Source organism: Dickeya dadantii NCPPB 898 (assembly GCF_000406145.1).
GTDB lineage: Bacteria > Pseudomonadota > Gammaproteobacteria > Enterobacterales > Enterobacteriaceae > Dickeya > Dickeya dadantii.
Window position 1 is genome coordinate 1,041,396 of sequence record NZ_CM001976.1, and the last position, 17,380, is coordinate 1,058,775.

Sequence of the window (17,380 nt, forward strand, 5' to 3'; positions counted from 1 at the left end):
GATACCACGCTCTAGAATGGCGGCCATGAACAGAAACAACGTACGGCAACAGGGTTTTTCCCTGCTGGAACTCATCGTGGTGATCACCATCGTGGCTTTGCTGACCGGCGGCGGACTGCATAGCTGGCTGGCTTATCGCCAGGCCCTTTTGCTGGAACAGCATGCCCGGCACCTGCTGGCATTCATGGCGCGGATACAGGCCAACGCCAACTGGCATAGTCAGACCGAAAGCCTGTGGTTCAAGTCGGCGGGCGACCATTGGTGCCTTGGGAGTGGCGCCGAACCTGCTGCCTGTCCAACGGAAAGCGCTTTCGTTTTTACCCGCGCGGCGCAGGACGCGGCGATCGTCGACGCCACTAGCGAGCGATTGGTGTTTTACGGCCTGCGTAATGCCGCACAGGCTGGGCATCTCACTCTGAGCAATCCGGCCGGGCGCGTGAGGCTGGTGATATCGGCGCGCGGGCGCCTGCGCCTTTGCAGCGAATCCCGGCCGGTGCAGGGAATATCGCTATGCTGAGCAAGTTAACCGGGAGGCGCGCGGGCGGGTTTACCCTGCCGGAGGTGATGCTGGCGATGGGAATGAGCAGCCTGATCATGTTGGCGGTGGCGCAGTTGCTACCGTTGTTGCAGGCTCAAACGCAGGATAGCGCCAGTCTGATCCGGCTGGAACAACTGCTTAGCCAGACCCTGTTCGGCATAGAAAAAGACCTGCGGCGCGCCGGATTTTGCGCCGGTCGTTGCCAGGGAACCGCTCTGACGCTGGAGGCCAGCGCCACGAAACAGGTGAGTTGCCTGTCGCTGGCTTATGACGTCAACCGCAATGGCCGCTGGGAAACGGGGGAGCAGTCGGAGCCGGAGTTTTTCAGCTATCGCCTGCGCGAGGGCGCGCTGGAGGTGCAAACGGGCGGCCCGCGTTGTCAGGGAAATCGCTGGGAGAAATTGCTGGATCCCGGCGAGGTGACCATCGCCCGTTTTGAGGTCGCGAGGGAGACGTCCGGCGCGCAACCGCGCTATCGGGTATCGCTGGAAGGGTACTGGACCGCGCGTCCGACACGACGGTGGCAGGTCAATAGCCTGGTGACAGGGAGGAATTATGCAGGGTAGACGACAGCAGGGCAGCATACTGGTGATAGTGATGTTGGTGATGATGATTGGCTTGTTAATGTTGGGTGGATTGCAACGTCAGTTGGATATCCAGTTGCAGCAGGGAATTGACGAACAGCGCTTCTGGCAGGCATTCAATCAGGGTCTGTCGTCGCTGAACTGGGGAATGGGACTGCGCTGGCAAACCACCGACGAGTGGCAGTGTCAGATTCAGCAGTCGGCGCAGTTACGCGCCTGCCTGCGTATGAATGGCGAAGACCATGCCGGGCTGTTGCGGGGTGAAGGGCGGATAGCCGGTAATCCACAACCGTTGGCGTTTTATCACCGGGTCATGGTTGATGCCGCAGCGGCTGGCGGCGGCATCCGACCCGTCGCGGGCGGATGGCTGGATTTTTGCCCGGATGCGGCGGAGCTGGCCTGTGTCCTGGCGCAATGAAAGGCCGCGTCGTGATCCCTGCGCCGGGTTCAGTCTGCCGGAAACGCTGGTCGCAGCACTGTTATTCGCGGTTTCGCTGACTGGACTCTTGCAATATCATCAGATACTTCAGCAATCGTTGTTGCATCAGATGCAGCAGCGTCAGGCGTGGCGGCTGGCTCATCAGCAACTGGAAACCGAAGGTGCCGACAGCGTTTCACCGCCGCAAATCGTTCCCGCCGGATGGGGCGTGAGCCGGGAAGAACAGCGCCATCCCCCGGCCTGTCGCCGCGTGACGGTGACCGTGGTGACGCCCTATCGCTATCGTGCGGTGCTCGGCCGCTGGTTTTGTGATGCCCCTGACGCGGTTGTACAACGTGACAGCCCATAGCCTGGAATAATTGCCTGTATAACGCCTTTGGAGATGTTGATGCGGAAATCTTGTATTTGGTTAAGCGCCCTGTTGCTGTGTTTCTGGTTTCCGATCAGTCAGGCTGCGGATGGCTGGCAGCCGCTACCCGAGACGATACGAAAGAGTGAGAATGATGTTCGGCAGTATCAGGCTATACGGCTTGATAACGGTATGACGGTTCTGCTGGTGTCCGATACGCAGGCCACCCGTTCGCTGGCGGCGTTGGCGCTGCCGGTCGGTTCGCTGGACAACCCTCCGCAGCAGCCGGGTCTGGCTCACTATCTGGAACACATGCTGCTGATGGGGTCGAAGCGCTACCCGCAGGCGGATGGGCTGGCCGAATTTCTGAAAATGCACGGCGGCAGCCACAATGCCAGCACGGCGTCTTATCGCACTGCGTTCTATCTCGAAGTGGAAAACGATGCGTTGCAGCCCGCCGTCGACCGGCTGGCCGATGCGATTGCCGAACCGCTGCTCGACCCGGTCAACGCCGATCGTGAGCGTCACGCGGTCAATGCGGAGTTAACTATGGCTCGCGCCCGCGATGGTTTGCGCATGGAGCAGGTGGAGGCGGAAACCATTAACCCGGCACATCCCGGTTCCCGCTTTGCAGGCGGCAATCTGGAAACCCTCAGCGATAAGCCCGGCAGTAAACTGCATGATGAACTGGTCAATTTCTACCAACGCTACTACTCCGCCAACCTGATGAAAGGTGTGATTTACGGCAAGTTGCCGTTGCCGGATCTGGCCGCCATCGCCGCCTCGACCTTCGGGCGGATAGCGAATCGTCAAGCCAGCGTGCCGCCGATTACCGCACCGGTAGTGACCGATGCGCAGCGTGGGTTGTTTATCCATTATGTTCCGGCGCAACCCCGCAAGCAGTTGAAGATTGAATTTCGGATCGATAACAACAGTCCGGCGTTTCGCAGCAAAACGGATACCTACATCAGCTATCTGATCGGCAACCGCAGTCAGAACACGCTTTCTGACTGGCTGCAAAAACAAGGGCTGGCTGAGTCGGTACGTGCCAGTTCTGACCCGATGTCTGAACGTGACAGCGGCGTATTCAATATCAGCGTTGATTTGACCGACAAGGGACTGGCACAGCAGGACAACGTGATCGCCGGAGTATTCAGCTATCTGGAAAAGCTGCGCGCGGAAGGGATTCAACCGCGTTATTTTGATGAAATCTCACGCGTGCTGGGTATTGATTTCCGCTACCCCTCTCTTACCCGCGACATGAGCTATGTGGAGTGGCTGGCGGATACCATGCTGCGGCTGCCGGTGGAATATACCCTTGAAGGGCCTTATCTGGCGGATCGGTTCGATCCTGAGGCGATCAAGGCCCGATTGTCGGCCATGACGCCGCAAAACGCGCGCATCTGGGTGATAAGCCCAGAGCAGCCCCATAATAAAGAAGCCTATTTTGTTGGCGCGCCTTATCAGGTAGACAAGATTGGCGATGCGCGGATAGCGCGGTGGCAGAAGATGGCTCAGTCGTTGGCTCTCAGCCTGCCGGTGCCCAACCCCTATATACCGGACAATTTTTCGCTGATTGCCGCGGATGCCGCCATCACGCATCCAAAGAAAGTGGTCGATCAGCCGGGGCTGCGCGTGTTTTACATGCCCAGCCGCTATTTCGCCAGCGAACCCAAAGCCGATATTACGCTGATGCTGCTTAATCGGATGGCGAACGATTCCGCCCGTCATCAGGTGCTGTTCGCCCTGAATGATTATCTGGCCGGCGTGGCGCTGGATGCGCTTAGTTACCAGGCATCGGTGGGCGGCATCAGTTTCTCCACCGGCAGCGATGACGGGTTGATGATGACGGCCAGCGGCTACACCCAGCATCTGCCGGAGCTATTGCTGACGCTGGTGGAACAATACGCCAACTTCAGCTCGACGGAAGAACAGTTGGAACAGGCAAAATCCTGGTACGCCGAACAACTGGATGCAGCCGAGAAGGCCAAAGCGTATGAACAGGCGATGTTCCCGATTAAGGGGCTGTCGAACGTGCCTTACAGCGAACGAAGCGAGCGGCGCAACTTGCTGAAAGACATTACGCTGCAGGAGCTGATGCAATACCGCAAGGCTTTATTGCAGCAGGCCGCGCCGGAAATGCTGGTGGTCGGCAACCTGGAGCAGGACAAGGTGGTCAGCTTGTCGCACAGCCTGCGTGAGCGCCTTGGCTGCGGCGGTACCGAATGGTGGCGCGGGCAGTCGGTCAGCATCAGTCAATCACAGAGAGCCACGCTGCAACGCAGCGCTGGCAGCACGGATTCGGCACTGGCGGCGGTATATATTCCGGCAGGGTATGGCGAAGTACAGAGCGCGGCTTACAGTAAGCTGCTGGGGCAGATCATTCATCCCTGGTTCTTTAATCAGTTGCGTACTGACGAACAGCTGGGCTATGCCGTGTTCGCCACCCCGGTTTCGGTCGATCGCCAGTGGGGGATTGGTTTCCTGCTGCAAAGCAACAGCCAGCAGCCCGCCTACCTCTATCAACGTTATCAGGACTTTTTCGGTAAGGCGGAGCAGCGCCTGAACGCCATGAACGCAGAGACGTTTGCTCAGAATAAGCAGGGGTTGATCAATGCGCTCAGTCAGCCGCCGCAAACGCTGGATGAAGAGGCGGCCCGTCTACGTGGCGATCTGGAGCGGGAGAATTTTGCCTTCGATACCCGCCAGCAGCTGATCGGACAACTGGCGTCCATTTCTTCGACGCAGTTAACCGACTTTTTCCGCCAGGCGCTGCATCCGCAGGGGCTGGCGATTTTGTCCCAGGTTTCCGGCAGTGCGAGCGGGCAGGCGGACTACGCCCGGCCGTCGGAATGGCAATCCTATGCCTCTACTTCCGCGCTGCAACGGACGCTGACGCTAAAACCGGTGGAGCAAAAGGTGGAACAAAAACAGACGGAAACGCAGTAAGAGTAAGGTGCTGGTGAGATTCTGAAATACCTGTGCCGGGATAATGGCCGGCACAGGAAAAGAAGGGGAGCAGTGTGAGTAACGCGTGGCGATGAACCACGCGTTATTTGCCTTACAGGTCGATGACCAGAATCTTGGAACGACGCTGGTAGTTGTAAAGCTCCTGCTTGCGCTTCGGCAGCACGGCGACCTCCGCCGGCTGGAAACCGCGTTCCTGGAACCAGTGGATGCTGTGGGTGGTCAGCACGAACAGGCGTTTGAGTCCCTGCTGGCGGGCCTGTACGGCGATATGGTGCAGCAACTGATCGCCACGCGACGAGTTGCGGTATTCCGGGTGGACCGCCACGCAGGCCATTTCACCGATACTCTCTTCCGGGAATGGATAGAGCGCGGCGCAGGCGATAGTCAGATTATCGCGGACCACCACGGTGAATTTGTCTATCTCCATTTCGAGTTGTTCGCGCGAACGGCGCACCAGAATGCCTTGCTGTTCCAGCGGGCGAATCAGCTCCAGAATGCCGCCGATGTCATTGATGGTCGCCCGGCGGATTTGCTCGGCGCTTTCCATCACGATCTGGGTACCGATGCCGTCGCGGGAGAACAGTTCCTGCAACAGCGCACCATCTTCCTGATAGCTGATCAGGTGGCTGCGGCGTACTCCGCTGCGGCAGGCTTTTACCGCGCCGCGCAGGAAACGCACAATCTCGGAGTTATAGTCGCCGGCTTCCTCCAGTGACTGGATGCGCTGTTGGGCTTCGTCCGGCAGCAGTTCGGACACAATGCTGCCTTCGATGTTGGTCACGCCCTGAGAGGCGCAAAAACCGATCATCTTTTCGGCCCGGAGTTTGATAGCCAACTGGGTGGCGACTTCTTCCGACGTCAGGTTGAAACTTTCGCCGGTGACGGAAACCGCTACCGGGCCCAACAGCACGATGGCGCCGCTGTCCAACTGGCGATGCAGCGCTTCTTCGTCGATGCGGCGAATGCGCCCGCTGTGGCAGTAGTCCACGCCGTCATCCACGCCCAGCGGCTGGGCAATGATGAAGTTGCCGCTGACCACGTTAATGTGCGCGCCTTGTAGCGGCGTGTTCAGCAGGCTCATCGACAGCCGGGCGGTGATGTCCAGTTGCAGCATGCCGGCCGCCTGTTTCACCAGTTCCAGCGTGGTGCTGTCTGTCACGCGGGTGTGCTTGTGGTAGCGGGGCTCGTAGTTATGGGCCATCAGGTTCGCATCGATCTGGGGTCGTGCGCCATAAACCACCACCAGCTTGATGCCGAGACTATGTAACAGCCCGATATCATTGACGATTTTGGCAAAATTTTCATGCTCGATAGCTTCGCCGCCGAGCATAATGACAAACGTTTTACCGCGATGTGCGTTGATGTAAGGAACTGAGTGGCGGAAGCCTTGAACCAGTTCTGTACTACGTTCCTTCACTGCGAGCCCTCTTTGAATTTTTATTCGATATTTTCGTATTTTTATTCCTCGTAAACCAAAAGGCAAGCGATAACTTTTCGGTCTGGCCCGATAGTTCAGAGAAGTCTGCTTATCACAGTAAAAAACATAAAAATGATTTTTGCATGACAGCCCGATGCGTATTAGTTAAAGTTTTTGACGTTTTTATCAATCTGCCTGATTTCTTTAGCCATTACCGGAGTTGCATGTCTGATCCGAAGCACCATCTGACCCGTCGTCATTTATTACAGGGCGCCGCCGCCACCTGGTTACTGAGTATCAGCGGCATCGGGCTGGCCGCCGTCTCGCAGGTGCTTGCCGTGCGGGTGTGGCCTTCTTCTTCCTATAGCCGTGTGACGCTGGAGTCCAGCCAGCCGCTCAAGTACCGCCAGTTCATGCTGGAAAATCCCGAACGTCTGGTGGTGGATATTGAAAACGCCTCGTTGAATAGCGTGCTGAAAAATGCCGGCCGGCAATTCGAACGGCCGGATCCTTTCATCAAAACGGCGCGTGCCGGGCAGTTTGACAAGAATACCGTGCGTCTGGTGCTGGAATTAAGGCAGAAGGTCAATCCTAAACTGTTTACGCTGGCGCCGGTCGCCGGCTTCCGAAACCGTCTGGTGATGGATTTGTACCCCGCCGCCGGTCGTTACGACGAGGCTGATGATCCGCTGCTGGCGTTGCTGGAGGATTACAATAAAGGCGAACTGGAACGGACGCTGCCGCCGGAAAGGCCCAAAGACGGTAAGGCGGGGCGCGAAAGACCGCTGGTTATCATGCTTGATCCGGGACACGGCGGCGAGGACCCCGGCGCCATCGGCAAAAACCGGACCCGCGAAAAAGACGTGGTGCTGCAAATTGCCCGGCGCCTGAAAGCGCTGATCGAGCGTGAGCGCAACATGAAGGTCTACATGACCCGCAATGAGGATGTGTTCATTCCGCTCAAAGTGCGGGTGGCTAAAGCGCGCAAACAGCGCGCCGACCTGTTCGTCTCTATCCACGCCGATGCCTTCACCAACCGTGCTGCCCGCGGTTCCTCGGTGTTTGCCCTGTCAAAAAAAGGCGCGACCAGCTCTGCGGCGCGTTATCTGGCGCAAACCCAGAACGAATCTGATTTGATTGGCGGCGTCAGCCTGAGCGGCGATCGTTATCTGGACAGTACCATGTTTGACATGGTGCAAACCCTGACCATTAACGACAGCCTGAAATTCGGCAAGGAAATTCTGCATCGGCTGGGAAAGGTCAATCATCTGCACAAAAACAGCGTCGACCAGGCCGGATTTGCGGTGCTGAAGGCGCCGGATATTCCGTCGGTGCTGGTGGAAACGGCGTTTATCAGCAATCTGGAAGAGGAACGCAAGCTGCGTACCAGCCGTTTTCAGCAGCAGGTGGCGCAATCGATTCTGGAAGGGATCAAAGCCTATTTCGCGGCTCAGGTGCGGTAATCGCCGAAAGGCGTACTGTGCCGGGGAGAATTGCCTGAACGACAGGCATAAAAAAACACCCTTTAGGGTGTCTGTTTATTGGTTGCGGGGGCCGGATTTGAACCGACGACCTTCGGGTTATGAGCCCGACGAGCTACCAGGCTGCTCCACCCCGCGTCCGTCTTACTTCTTCTTATATGACTGCCTGGTACATCTAATTGGTTGCGGGGGGCCGGATTTGAACCGACGACCTTCGGGTTATGAGCCCGACGAGCTACCAGGCTGCTCCACCCCGCGTCCGTGGATGCGCACTATACTCCGCGTTCATTTCGATGCAACCTCTTTTTGCAAATAGTTTACGCTTTTGCAGACAGATGGTGAAATTATCGGCGTGATGCCGTTTTTTTAGACTGCCGTATGTCGTTTTGATGCGATGCGTTTTATTCTCTCCGCCTGTTTGTTATCGTTCTGCGTGGTTTTACATTCAAGCAAGAAGAGAGCACGGAAATGAAAGGATGGTGGGGGAAATACGTGTTGACCGGGGTCGTCATCGCCACACTGGCCGGTTGTCAGACCCGGCCCAGCGATCGTGGTCAGCAATATAAAGATGGCCGTCTTGATCAGCCTCTGGAATGGGTAAACTCGCCGAACGCCAACGGCAAACCGGTAAATACGGTCGATTTTTCCCAGCAGATCAGCCAGATTCAAGCCTCCTCCCCCGGGCTCTATTCCCGTAACGGCGATATTTTTCAGGCCATTCATAACTGGATTCAGGCCGGCGGCGATACCCGCCAACTGACGCAGTTCGGCCTTAGCGCCTGGCAGATGGAAGGCGTCGATAGCTTCGGCAACGTACAGTTTACCGGTTATTACACCCCGGTGGTGCAGGCGCGCCGCTATCGTCAGGGCGAGTTCCGTTTCCCATTGTACGCAATGCCTCGTGTGCGCAAGAACGGCCGTCTGCCGGATCGCGCCGCCATTTATTCCGGCGCGTTGAGCAACGAGCTGGCTATCGCCTGGACCAACTCCCTGATGGATAACTTTATGATGGAAGTGCAGGGTAGTGGTTATGTGGATTTCGGCGATGGTAGCCCGCTGACCTTTTTTGGCTATGCAGGCAAAAACGGTCATGCTTACCGCAGTATCGGCAAGGTGTTGATCGATCGTGGCGAGGTGCCGAAAGAAGAGATGTCGATGCAGGCCATTCGGCAGTGGGCCGACCGGCATTCCGAAGCGGAAGTACGGGAATTATTGGTGCAGAATCCCTCTTTCGTGTTCTTTAAATCGATGGCGTCGATGCCGGTGAAAGGCGCCAGCGCGGTGCCGCTGGTGGCCAAAGCGTCGGTGGCGTCTGACCGCTCGCTGATCCCGGCCGGCACTACGCTGTTGGCGGAAGTGCCGCTGCTGGATAATCAGGGCAAATTTACCGGCCAATATGAGATGCGCTTAATGGTCGCGCTGGATGTCGGCGGGGCGATTAAAGGGCAGCATTTCGATATCTATCAGGGGATTGGTTCAGAGGCCGGGCATGCGGCCGGGTTCTACAATCATTACGGCCGGGTGTGGGTATTGAAGAATGCGCAGTCTGCCTCTGCCATGCCGCTGCTTAGCGCAGGCAACAGCCGCGGGACTGGCGGGGGATTGGTCGGTAATCCGAATTAAATCAGACAGTCCCGTCGTCAGTATATGGTGGCGTGGGGCTGTCAGCCGATAAATTTGACCATCGGGATGCAGGCCAGTGAGAAGCCCCGCGGCGAGTGGTAGAGGCTGACTTCATCGCCTGAAAATCCCAGCGAGCGGTAAAACGGCGCGGCGTTCAGGCTGGCGTCGAGCCGGATTTCCACCAGACCCGCCGCGCGAGCCAGCATTTCCAGATGTTGCATCATCCGTTTGCCTACCCCTTGCCCCATCGCCTCCGGGTCGACAAACACCGCGTCGATCATGCCGGTGTGAAAATTGATCATTCCCGTTGCCACGATCCGACCGGCGCTCTCCGCCAGGTGGAAATGGTGGGTGACGGTGTTCTCGAACGTCTCGCTGAGGGTGCCGCTGGTCCAGAGCTGCAGTTGCTCAGCGGTATAGTCATGGCGGCAGCCGTGCAGGATGGCGCGGTTACGGAGATCGAATACCGTCTGCGCATCAATTCGGCGGGCTTTACGCAACGTGATTGCGGCAGGTTGCATCAATCGGCCCCTGTTGCGGCGTTGTGGTAACGGGCAGCGGAAAGTACCGCACTGTTGACCAGATTGGTTGGGTGCCCGACGGCAAATGCCAGCACATTCTCAAACGCGGTTTTAAAATAAAGCTCGTAGCTGTTGCGTTCGACATAGCCAATATGCGGTGTGGCCAGCACATTAGGCAGCGTCAATAGCGGTTCGTTTTCCGGCGTCGCGGGTTCGTTGTCGAAGACATCCAGCGCGGCCTGTTTGCCGGGATGAGTGGACAACTCGCGCCACAGCGCGCCCGGTTCCACCAGTTCGGCGCGGCTGATATTGACGAACAATGAATCTGGCTTCATCAGCGCCAGATCGTTCCGGGTTACGCAGCAGCGGGTGGCGTCGTTCAGGCGCAAATGCAGTGACAGCACGTCAGCGCCGGCAAAAAACGCGGCCTTGCTGTCGGCGGCGCTAAAGCCGTGCCGGCGCGCCAGTTCACGTGACGTCTCGCTGCCCCACACCAGCACCGTCATGCCGAATGCCGCGCCATATCGGGCGATACGCTGCCCGATTTTGCCGTATCCCCAGATGCCGAGCGTCAGGCCATGCAGCGTTCTTCCCAATCCCAATGTGCCGTTCTGTTGCCAGTGCCCCTGAGTCAACTGAGTGCTGTAGCAGGGCAGATGGCGCGATGCCGCCATGATCAAACCCCAGCATAATTCGGCGGGAGCCACCGGTGAGCCGGTGCCTTCGGCGACCGCGACGCCATGCCGGGTACAGGCGTCAACACTGAGGTGCTGGCTTACTTTGCCGGTCTGGCTGATGAGCTTCAGGTTCGGCAGTTGAGCCAGTAATTCATCAGTAATACGGGTGCGCTCACGAATCAGCACCAGCGCTTCAACATCTTGCAGCTGCGCCGCCAGTTGGGCGGCATCGGTATAGGTCTGATTCAGAACCTGTACCTGATGACCGTTCAACAGCGAAAAGCAGTCCAGCTGTCTGACGCAGTCCTGATAGTCATCTAATATGGCGATGTTCATGCCGGGCATCCTTACTCGTGTTTTATTGTGCGTTGGGGAGGCAGGTCATGATGAATTCCCGCTCGGTCTGGTCGGTAACCCGAAATCCCAGCCGGTGATACAGATGACGCGCCGGATTATTTTTCAGCACGCTCAGCACCACCGCTTGACCCTGCGCTGATGCCTGCGCGAGCAGTGTTTCGATCAGTTGCTTGCCGATGCCGCGATTTTGAAAATCCGGATGGATCTGAATCTGAATCAGATACCAGTGCTGTTCCTGCGGCATGAAGCGATATTTGAACAACCCGGCGGGTTGCCCCTCCACCCGCACGATATGGGCGTGTTCAAATTCGTAACGAACGCGCCGCATCAGGCTGTCGTGATCTGTCGAGGCGCCAATATCCGCCAGATATTTCCCCATGGTTAGTCTGCGCAGTTGCAGCAGGAAGTCGATATCGGATTCGGTGGCGGGGAGCAGTTCAGGATGCATGGTTTCCTCCGGCGGCGCGCCGCCTAATAAGCGTCATCAGTTAAAGTGCCACAGCTCCACTGAGGTCGTCACCTGTCAAAGCGGTAAATAATCAAGGCTGAGTAAACGCTCCCCCCATGTAGAACACCGGCGTGTGGGATTGATTGGCGTTATCCACTGCGCAAACGGTCCTGACTGGAGTATCATCGCTGCCGTTTGAGATTGAGTGAAGGTGGGCAATGAGTACGCAATTATCCGAAAGTTATCTGCAACGTTTTGGCGGTACGGCGCGTTTGTACGGCCAGCGGGCGTTGTCGCTGTTTGCCGACGCGCATGTGTGCGTGATCGGTATTGGCGGGGTCGGGTCCTGGGCGGCGGAAGCGCTGGCGCGCACCGGCATCGGCGCTATTACCCTGATTGACATGGATGATGTGTGCGTCAGCAACACCAACCGGCAGATTCACGCCCTGCGCCAGCACACCGGGCAGTTGAAAACCGAGGTGATGAAGGAACGAATTCTGGCGATCAATCCGGAATGCCGGGTGACCTGTGTCGATGATTTCATCAGCGCAGATAATGTGGCGGAACTGCTGGACAACAATTTCAGCTATGTGATTGATGCTATCGATAGTGTGCGCCCCAAGGCCGCGCTGCTGGCCTGGTGCCGTCGCTACAAAATTCCGGTGGTGACCACCGGCGGCGCGGGAGGGCAAATCGACCCGACCCGTATTGAAGTCGCCGATCTGGCGAAAACTATTCAGGATCCGCTGGCGGCCAAGCTGCGTGAACGGCTGAAGCACGATTTTAATATCGTTAAAAACAGCAAAGGCAAGCTGGGCATTGACTGTGTGTTTTCCAGCGAACCGCTGATGTACCCGCAGCCGGATGGCTCGGTTTGCGCATCGCGTAGCACCGCCGACGGCGTAAAACGTATGGACTGTGCATCCGGCTTCGGCGCCGCGACCATGGTGACCGCCACCTTTGGTTTTGTGGCGGTTTCCCATGCGTTGAAAAAAATGATGGCGCGCGATGCCCGACAGTCGCAGGCTGCCGCGTTGAATCAGAATTCGTGACGGGCGATGTCGTGGATGCGGCTGGCCAGCGCGGCCAACCCGCCGGCGCGCGACGCACTGAGTTCGGCGCGCAGCCCCAGCCGGTCAAATAGCGCCAGCGGGTCGATCTGCCGCAACGTTTCCGCGGTTTTGCCCTCTACCGCCGTCAACACAACAGCCAGCAGCCCGCGCACGATGCGGCCGTCGCTGTCGCCGTAAAAGTGCAGCGTGCCGTCCGCCTGCCGTTGATACCCCAACCAGACGCGGTTTTCGCAACCGGACAGTTCGATGTGTTCCTGACGAAGCGTGTCCGGCAGCGATGGCAGCGATTTGCTCAGCATAATCAACTGCCGATAGCGTTCTTCCCAGGAACGACAGGCGTCAAAACGCGCCGTCAGCGCTGTTTCATCAATGTCCGTGCCAAACGGGTGGCGGGTAGCGTCGGTCGTCATCAGTTAATCCATCAGTAATTCAAGGGCTTTTTGGGTAGCCTGGACCAGACGGTCTACGTCTTGCGGCTGGTTATAAGGCGCAAATGAGGCCCGCAGCGTGCCGGGCACGCCCAACGCCGCCATCAGCGGCTGGGCGCAATGGTGACCGGCTCGCAGGGCGATGCCGTCCTCCGCCAGCAAGGTCACCAGATCGTGGTGGTGCACGCCGTCGATAGTGAATGACAACAGGCTGGAGTCGGGAGCGCGGAAGCTGCGAAAGCCGGGTAACGCGCTCAGTTGCCGTTCCGCATCGTTCGCCAGGTCGACGCTATGTCGCTCCGCCGCCGGGCGGTCTTGTTGCTGCCACCAGTCAATGGCTGCCGCCAGACCGATCACCCCGGCAATGTGCGGCGTACCGGCTTCGAAACGCTGGGGAATGGCCTGGGGCGTAAAACCGTCAAACGACACCGTCGTCATCATTTTTCCACCGCCCTGCCAGGGCGGCATGGTTTCCAGCAGGGCCGGTTTGCCGTACAGCACGCCAATACCGGTGGGGGCATACAGTTTGTGGCCGGAGAATGCATAAAAGTCGATATCCAGCGCCGTCACGTCGGTCGCCGTGTGCGCAATGCCCTGCGCGCCATCGACCACCACCACCGCACCGGCCTGATGCGCCAGCGTAATCGCCCGTTTCAGGTCCGGCATGCCGCCCGTCACATTTGACATCTGCCCGATAGCCAGCAGGCGGGTTCGGGCGTTGATCAGCGAGGGCAGCAGTTGAAGATCGGGCAGATAATCCGCGCCCAGCGGCAGCTTCACCACCCGCGCACCGGTTTGCTGCGCCACCATCAGCCACGGGATCAGATTGGCATGGTGCTCGGCTTCACTGACCAGGATTTCATCGCCGGGTTGTAAACGCGGGCGGGCATAACATTGCGCCACCAGATTGATCGCTTCCGTCGCGCCTTTGGTCCAGACGATGCCGCGCGCCTGTGCTGCGCCAATGAAATCCGCCACTTTTTCACGCGCCTGCTCGAACGCTTCCGACAACTGTCGGGCGGCACGGTGCTGACTGCGATGAACATTACCCGTTTCACTGGCGTAGTAGTGCTGAACCGCGGTGATAACCGCTTCGGGTTTCAGCGACGTGGCGGCACTGTCAAGATAGACGCCAGACTGGCGAAGCGCGGGAAATTGCTGGCGAAAATACGGGGCGTTAAACGGTTTCATGTCGATCCTCTGTTGAGCGACAGATCCTGTCCCATTTTTGCGGCTGAAACAAGTTTAGGACGATCCTGAACGAAAACTCCGTTCAGCTTGCTACCCTTAACCTTGCTTTATTTGGAATTTAATAATGACTAATGCCTTAATTTAGGCATTTAAAAATACTGGTAGTAAAATATGAAGAATAAGATTTCAATTATTGCCGCCCTGGGTCTGGCATTATCGCTGTCAGCCTGTTCCAGCAATTATGTGCTGGAAACCTCCGACGGACGGACCATCATTGCCGATGGCAAGCCGAAGGTGGATGAAGAAACTGGTCTCATCAGCTACACCGATGCCTACGGTCACCATCAACAGATTAATCGTGATGCTTTGAGATCGATGACGGAAGCGAAGTGATCGATCTCTTCTGGTCAATACAATACGGGCAAAAAAAAAAGCACCGCAAAACGCGGTGCTATGCAAAAATCACTTAGACAGACAGGGTAAATGTACAGGAAATGAAAGGTAGCATCGCTACCGCGTCTGAAATGCAGACAGTAAACAAATAGCAAACACAACATCACAACCACAAGCCAAAAGCACGTCAGTCAACCTTTCGCACTTTTCGTTCCGGCTCAGGGAAGTGGCGCTACTATAGGTATTTGCTGGTGCATCCTCAACGGACAATTTATAATGCATCGGATTACAAAAACTAATGGCAAATCACGGTAGCATTTACCGGGGTGGGCCGCATACGAAGAATCCGGTTTATGTCGAAACGATTGCCGCCTCTCAATGCCTTGCGCGTCTTTGATGCTGCTGCCCGCCACCTCAGTTTTACCCGTGCGGCCGAAGAGTTATTCGTTACACAGGCTGCCGTCAGTCATCAGATCAAATCGCTGGAAGATTTTCTCGGCCTGAAACTGTTCCGCCGCCGTAACCGTTCCCTGTTGCTGACGGAAGAAGGGCAGAGCTATTTTTTGGATATCAAAGAAATCTTTTCCGCGCTCAATGAAGCGACCCGTAAACTACAGGCTCGTAGCGCCAAAGGCGCGCTGACGGTCAGCCTGTTGCCCAGCTTTGCCATTCACTGGCTGGTGCCGCGCTTGTCGAGTTTCAACTCGGATTACCCAGGCATTGATGTGCGTATTCAGGCGGTGGACCGGGAAGAGGAACGACTGTCGGACGATGTGGACGTGGCTATTTTCTACGGACGCGGCAACTGGCCGGGATTGCGGGTAGAAAAACTGTACGCGGAGTATTTGTTGCCGGTTTGCTCGCCGCAATTGCTGGCCGGGGAACACCCGCTGAAAACGCCGGGAGACCTGGTATGGCATACGCTGTTGCATGACGCCTCGCGGCGTGACTGGATGGCCTATACCCGCCAGTTGGGGATAACTCAGATTAATGTGCAGCAAGGGCCGATTTTCAGTCATAGCGCGATGGTGTTGCAGGCGGCGATTCACGGCCAGGGGGTTGCGCTGGCCAACAATGTGATGGCGCAGACGGAGATTGAAGCGGGCAGGCTGGTGTGTCCGTTCAATGACGTACTGGTCAGCAAAAACGCATTTTATCTGGTTTGTCATGACAGTCAGGCGGAACTGGGTAAAATAGCCGCCTTTCGCCAATGGATTCTGGCTCGTGCGGCCAGCGAACAGGAAAAGTTCCGCTTCCGCTACGACAACGGTTCTCGTTGAACAACAGGCTCGTTGAACAACAGGCTCGTTGAACAAAACGCTCGTTGAACAACCGTTCACGCTGAATCCGCCGGGTTCAGCCCTTTTTTCTTGATAACGGAATAGATCGCACGATGAACAGCCGTTTCATGCTGATATTCGCCGCCATCAGCGGGTTTGTATATGTGGCGCTGGGGGCGTTCGGCACGCATGTGCTGAGTAAATCGCTGGGCGAGGCGGAAATGTCCTGGTTGCATACCGGGCTCCAGTATCAGGCGTTTCACACGCTGGCGATTATGGCGCTGTCGGTGGCGATGCATCAACGGGCGAATGTCTGGTTTTACTGGAGTGCGGCGTTTCTGGCGCTGGGTACGCTGCTGTTTAGCGGCAGCCTGTACTGTCTGGCGTTGTCGCACCTCAAACTATGGGTATTTGTCACTCCGGTGGGGGGCTTGTGCTTCCTGGCGGGCTGGCTGTTACTGTTAATTGGAGCCTTACGCTTAAAGAAAAAGGCTGAGTAGCATGAATAAAGTGATTTTGTACTGCCGCCCTGGATTTGAGAAAGAGTGCGCGGCGGAAATTACCGACAAGGCGGCGCGTTATAACGTCTATGGCTTTGTGCGGGTAAAGGATAACAGCGGATATGTGATTTTTGAGTGCTACCAGCACGAAGACGCCGATCGGCTGATTAAGGAATTACCGTTCCGGGAACTGGTGTTCGCACGTCAGATGATGGTATGCGGCGAATTGCTGCGCGATCTGCCGCCGGAGGATCGCATCACGCCGATAGTCGGGATGCTGACCGGGGCGATAGAACGGGCCGGAGAGCTGCGGGTGGAAGTGCCGGATACCAACGAAAGCAAGGAACTGATGAAGTTCTGCCGCAAGTTCACGGTGCCGCTGCGCGCCGCGCTGCGGGAAAACCGCATCCTGCTGGCGCAGGAGAAAGCCAACCGCCCGGTTATCCATGTATTGTTCATCGCCCCCGGTTGCTGCTATGTCGGCTACTCCTACAGCAATAACAATTCGCCGTTCTATATGGGGATTCCGCGGCTGAAATTCCCCGCCGATGCTCCCAGCCGCTCGACGCTGAAGCTGGAAGAAGCCTTTCATACCTTCGTGCCGGCGGACGAGTGGGACGAACGATTGGGCAGCGGCATGTATGCGGTTGATCTGGGCGCTTGCCCCGGCGGCTGGACCTATCAACTGGTGAAACGCAGTATGATGGTGCATGCCGTCGATAACGGTATGATGGCGCCAAGCCTGATGGATACCGGGCAGGTCATTCACCATCAGGCAGACGGTTTCCGCTTTGAGCCGCCGCGCAACAATATCTACTGGCTGGTGTGCGATATGGTGGAAAAACCAGCTAAAGTCACCAACCGCATGGCCGACTGGCTGGTCAATGGCTGGTGCCGTGAAGTGATCTTCAACCTGAAGCTGCCGATGAAAAAGCGCTACGAAGAAGTGACCCAGAATCTGGCCTTGCTGGCGCAGCGGCTGGAAGAGAACAGCATCAATTTTGAAATTCACGCCAAACATCTCTATCACGATCGTGAAGAGGTCACCGTTCATGCACGGCGTATCTGGGGTGCGATTCCCGGCCGACGCGACGAACGCTGATTTCCACCG

General features: G+C 57.2%; 18 protein-coding genes and 2 tRNA genes. 12 read left to right on the forward strand and 8 right to left on the reverse strand.

Annotated features, from left to right (window positions below; all coding sequences use genetic code 11):
• The first annotated feature begins 25 nt into the window (after nucleotides 1-25).
• The 5 genes from DDA898_RS05135 to ptrA are packed head-to-tail and all read left to right on the forward strand — an operon-like array spanning nucleotide 26 to nucleotide 4,859.
• Nucleotides 26-517 carry a prepilin peptidase-dependent protein gene (locus DDA898_RS05135; protein ID WP_038912449.1) on the forward strand — a complete coding sequence of 164 codons (492 nt, stop codon included), beginning with the start codon at nucleotides 26-28 and terminating at the stop codon, nucleotides 515-517.
• The gene (locus tag DDA898_RS05140; RefSeq protein WP_038910441.1) at nucleotides 511-1,104 is read left to right on the forward strand and encodes a prepilin peptidase-dependent protein; all 594 of its coding nucleotides are present in this window, start codon (nucleotides 511-513) and stop codon (nucleotides 1,102-1,104) included. The genes DDA898_RS05135 and DDA898_RS05140 overlap by 7 nt, the downstream gene beginning before the upstream one ends.
• Nucleotides 1,094-1,540, forward strand: coding sequence for a YgdB family protein (locus tag DDA898_RS05145; protein WP_013316724.1), 447 nt, complete (start codon nucleotides 1,094-1,096; stop codon nucleotides 1,538-1,540). Before DDA898_RS05140 ends, DDA898_RS05145 begins: the two co-directional genes overlap by 11 nt.
• The gene (locus tag DDA898_RS05150; RefSeq protein WP_438830410.1) at nucleotides 1,524-1,910 is read left to right on the forward strand and encodes a prepilin-type N-terminal cleavage/methylation domain-containing protein; all 387 of its coding nucleotides are present in this window, start codon (nucleotides 1,524-1,526) and stop codon (nucleotides 1,908-1,910) included. Before DDA898_RS05145 ends, DDA898_RS05150 begins: the two co-directional genes overlap by 17 nt.
• 39 nt (nucleotides 1,911-1,949) lie before the next feature.
• Nucleotides 1,950-4,859: a pitrilysin gene (gene ptrA, locus DDA898_RS05155; RefSeq protein ID WP_038912450.1), complete on the forward strand. Its 2,910-nt coding sequence runs from the start codon at nucleotides 1,950-1,952 to the stop codon at nucleotides 4,857-4,859.
• A 112-nt stretch (nucleotides 4,860-4,971) separates the two neighbouring features.
• On the opposite strand, the gene argA is transcribed toward ptrA, so the two are convergent.
• Entirely contained in the window at nucleotides 4,972-6,297 is a 1,326-nt protein-coding gene (gene argA, locus DDA898_RS05160; protein ID WP_038910443.1) for an amino-acid N-acetyltransferase, read from the reverse strand.
• A 224-nt stretch (nucleotides 6,298-6,521) separates the two neighbouring features.
• Between argA and amiC the strand changes: the two genes are divergently transcribed.
• Nucleotides 6,522-7,760, forward strand: a complete 1,239-nt coding sequence (gene amiC, locus DDA898_RS05165; protein ID WP_038910444.1) for an N-acetylmuramoyl-L-alanine amidase AmiC — start codon at nucleotides 6,522-6,524, stop codon at nucleotides 7,758-7,760.
• Nucleotides 7,761-7,839: 79 nt separating this feature from the next.
• Here amiC and DDA898_RS05170 read toward each other — a convergent pair.
• A tRNA-Met gene (locus DDA898_RS05170) sits at nucleotides 7,840-7,916 on the reverse strand.
• Nucleotides 7,917-7,958: 42 nt separating this feature from the next.
• Nucleotides 7,959-8,036: transfer RNA gene (locus DDA898_RS05175), tRNA-Met, on the reverse strand.
• A 210-nt stretch (nucleotides 8,037-8,246) separates the two neighbouring features.
• Here DDA898_RS05175 and mltA point away from each other — a divergent pair.
• Nucleotides 8,247-9,401, forward strand: coding sequence for a murein transglycosylase A (mltA, locus tag DDA898_RS05180; protein ID WP_038910445.1), 1,155 nt, complete (start codon nucleotides 8,247-8,249; stop codon nucleotides 9,399-9,401).
• A gap of 41 nt (nucleotides 9,402-9,442) precedes the next feature.
• On the opposite strand, the gene DDA898_RS05185 is transcribed toward mltA, so the two are convergent.
• Genes DDA898_RS05185 through DDA898_RS05195 form a run of 3 tightly spaced genes read right to left on the reverse strand, consistent with a single transcriptional unit; the run spans nucleotide 9,443 to nucleotide 11,404 of the window.
• Nucleotides 9,443-9,922: a GNAT family N-acetyltransferase gene (locus DDA898_RS05185; protein WP_038910446.1), complete on the reverse strand. Its 480-nt coding sequence runs from the start codon at nucleotides 9,920-9,922 to the stop codon at nucleotides 9,443-9,445.
• Nucleotides 9,922-10,935 (reverse strand): D-2-hydroxyacid dehydrogenase family protein, encoded by a 1,014-nt coding sequence (locus DDA898_RS05190; protein WP_038910447.1) that lies wholly within the window; start codon nucleotides 10,933-10,935, stop codon nucleotides 9,922-9,924. The genes DDA898_RS05185 and DDA898_RS05190 overlap by 1 nt, the downstream gene beginning before the upstream one ends.
• A 22-nt stretch (nucleotides 10,936-10,957) precedes the next feature.
• On the reverse strand, nucleotides 10,958-11,404 hold the full coding sequence (locus DDA898_RS05195) for a GNAT family N-acetyltransferase (protein ID WP_038910449.1): 447 nt from the start codon (nucleotides 11,402-11,404) through the stop codon (nucleotides 10,958-10,960).
• Nucleotides 11,405-11,622: 218 nt separating this feature from the next.
• Here DDA898_RS05195 and tcdA point away from each other — a divergent pair, with 218 nt between their 5' ends.
• A complete protein-coding gene (gene tcdA / locus DDA898_RS05200) occupies nucleotides 11,623-12,456 on the forward strand; it encodes a tRNA cyclic N6-threonylcarbamoyladenosine(37) synthase TcdA (protein ID WP_038910450.1) in 834 nt (277 codons plus the stop codon).
• Here tcdA and csdE read toward each other — a convergent pair.
• Complete coding sequence (csdE, locus tag DDA898_RS05205; protein WP_038910452.1) at nucleotides 12,444-12,887, reverse strand: cysteine desulfurase sulfur acceptor subunit CsdE; 444 nt, start codon at nucleotides 12,885-12,887, stop codon at nucleotides 12,444-12,446. The genes tcdA and csdE overlap by 13 nt on opposite strands.
• Before the next feature lie 3 nt (nucleotides 12,888-12,890).
• On the reverse strand, nucleotides 12,891-14,096 hold the full coding sequence (gene csdA, locus DDA898_RS05210; protein WP_038910453.1) for a cysteine desulfurase CsdA: 1,206 nt from the start codon (nucleotides 14,094-14,096) through the stop codon (nucleotides 12,891-12,893).
• 171 nt (nucleotides 14,097-14,267) lie between these two features.
• Between csdA and DDA898_RS05215 the strand changes: the two genes are divergently transcribed.
• The 4 genes from DDA898_RS05215 (at nucleotide 14,268) to rlmM (ending at nucleotide 17,371) form a co-directional block, all read left to right on the forward strand.
• Complete coding sequence (locus tag DDA898_RS05215; protein ID WP_038900493.1) at nucleotides 14,268-14,489, forward strand: YgdI/YgdR family lipoprotein; 222 nt, start codon at nucleotides 14,268-14,270, stop codon at nucleotides 14,487-14,489.
• Nucleotides 14,490-14,842: 353 nt separating this feature from the next.
• A complete protein-coding gene (locus DDA898_RS05220; protein WP_013316737.1) occupies nucleotides 14,843-15,769 on the forward strand; it encodes a transcriptional regulator GcvA in 927 nt (308 codons plus the stop codon).
• A 113-nt stretch (nucleotides 15,770-15,882) separates the two neighbouring features.
• Nucleotides 15,883-16,269: a DUF423 domain-containing protein gene (locus DDA898_RS05225; protein ID WP_038910454.1), complete on the forward strand. Its 387-nt coding sequence runs from the start codon at nucleotides 15,883-15,885 to the stop codon at nucleotides 16,267-16,269.
• 1 nt (nucleotide 16,270) lies between these two features.
• Complete coding sequence (gene rlmM, locus DDA898_RS05230) at nucleotides 16,271-17,371, forward strand: 23S rRNA (cytidine(2498)-2'-O)-methyltransferase RlmM (protein ID WP_038910455.1); 1,101 nt, start codon at nucleotides 16,271-16,273, stop codon at nucleotides 17,369-17,371.
• The last annotated feature ends 9 nt before the right edge of the window (nucleotides 17,372-17,380 follow it).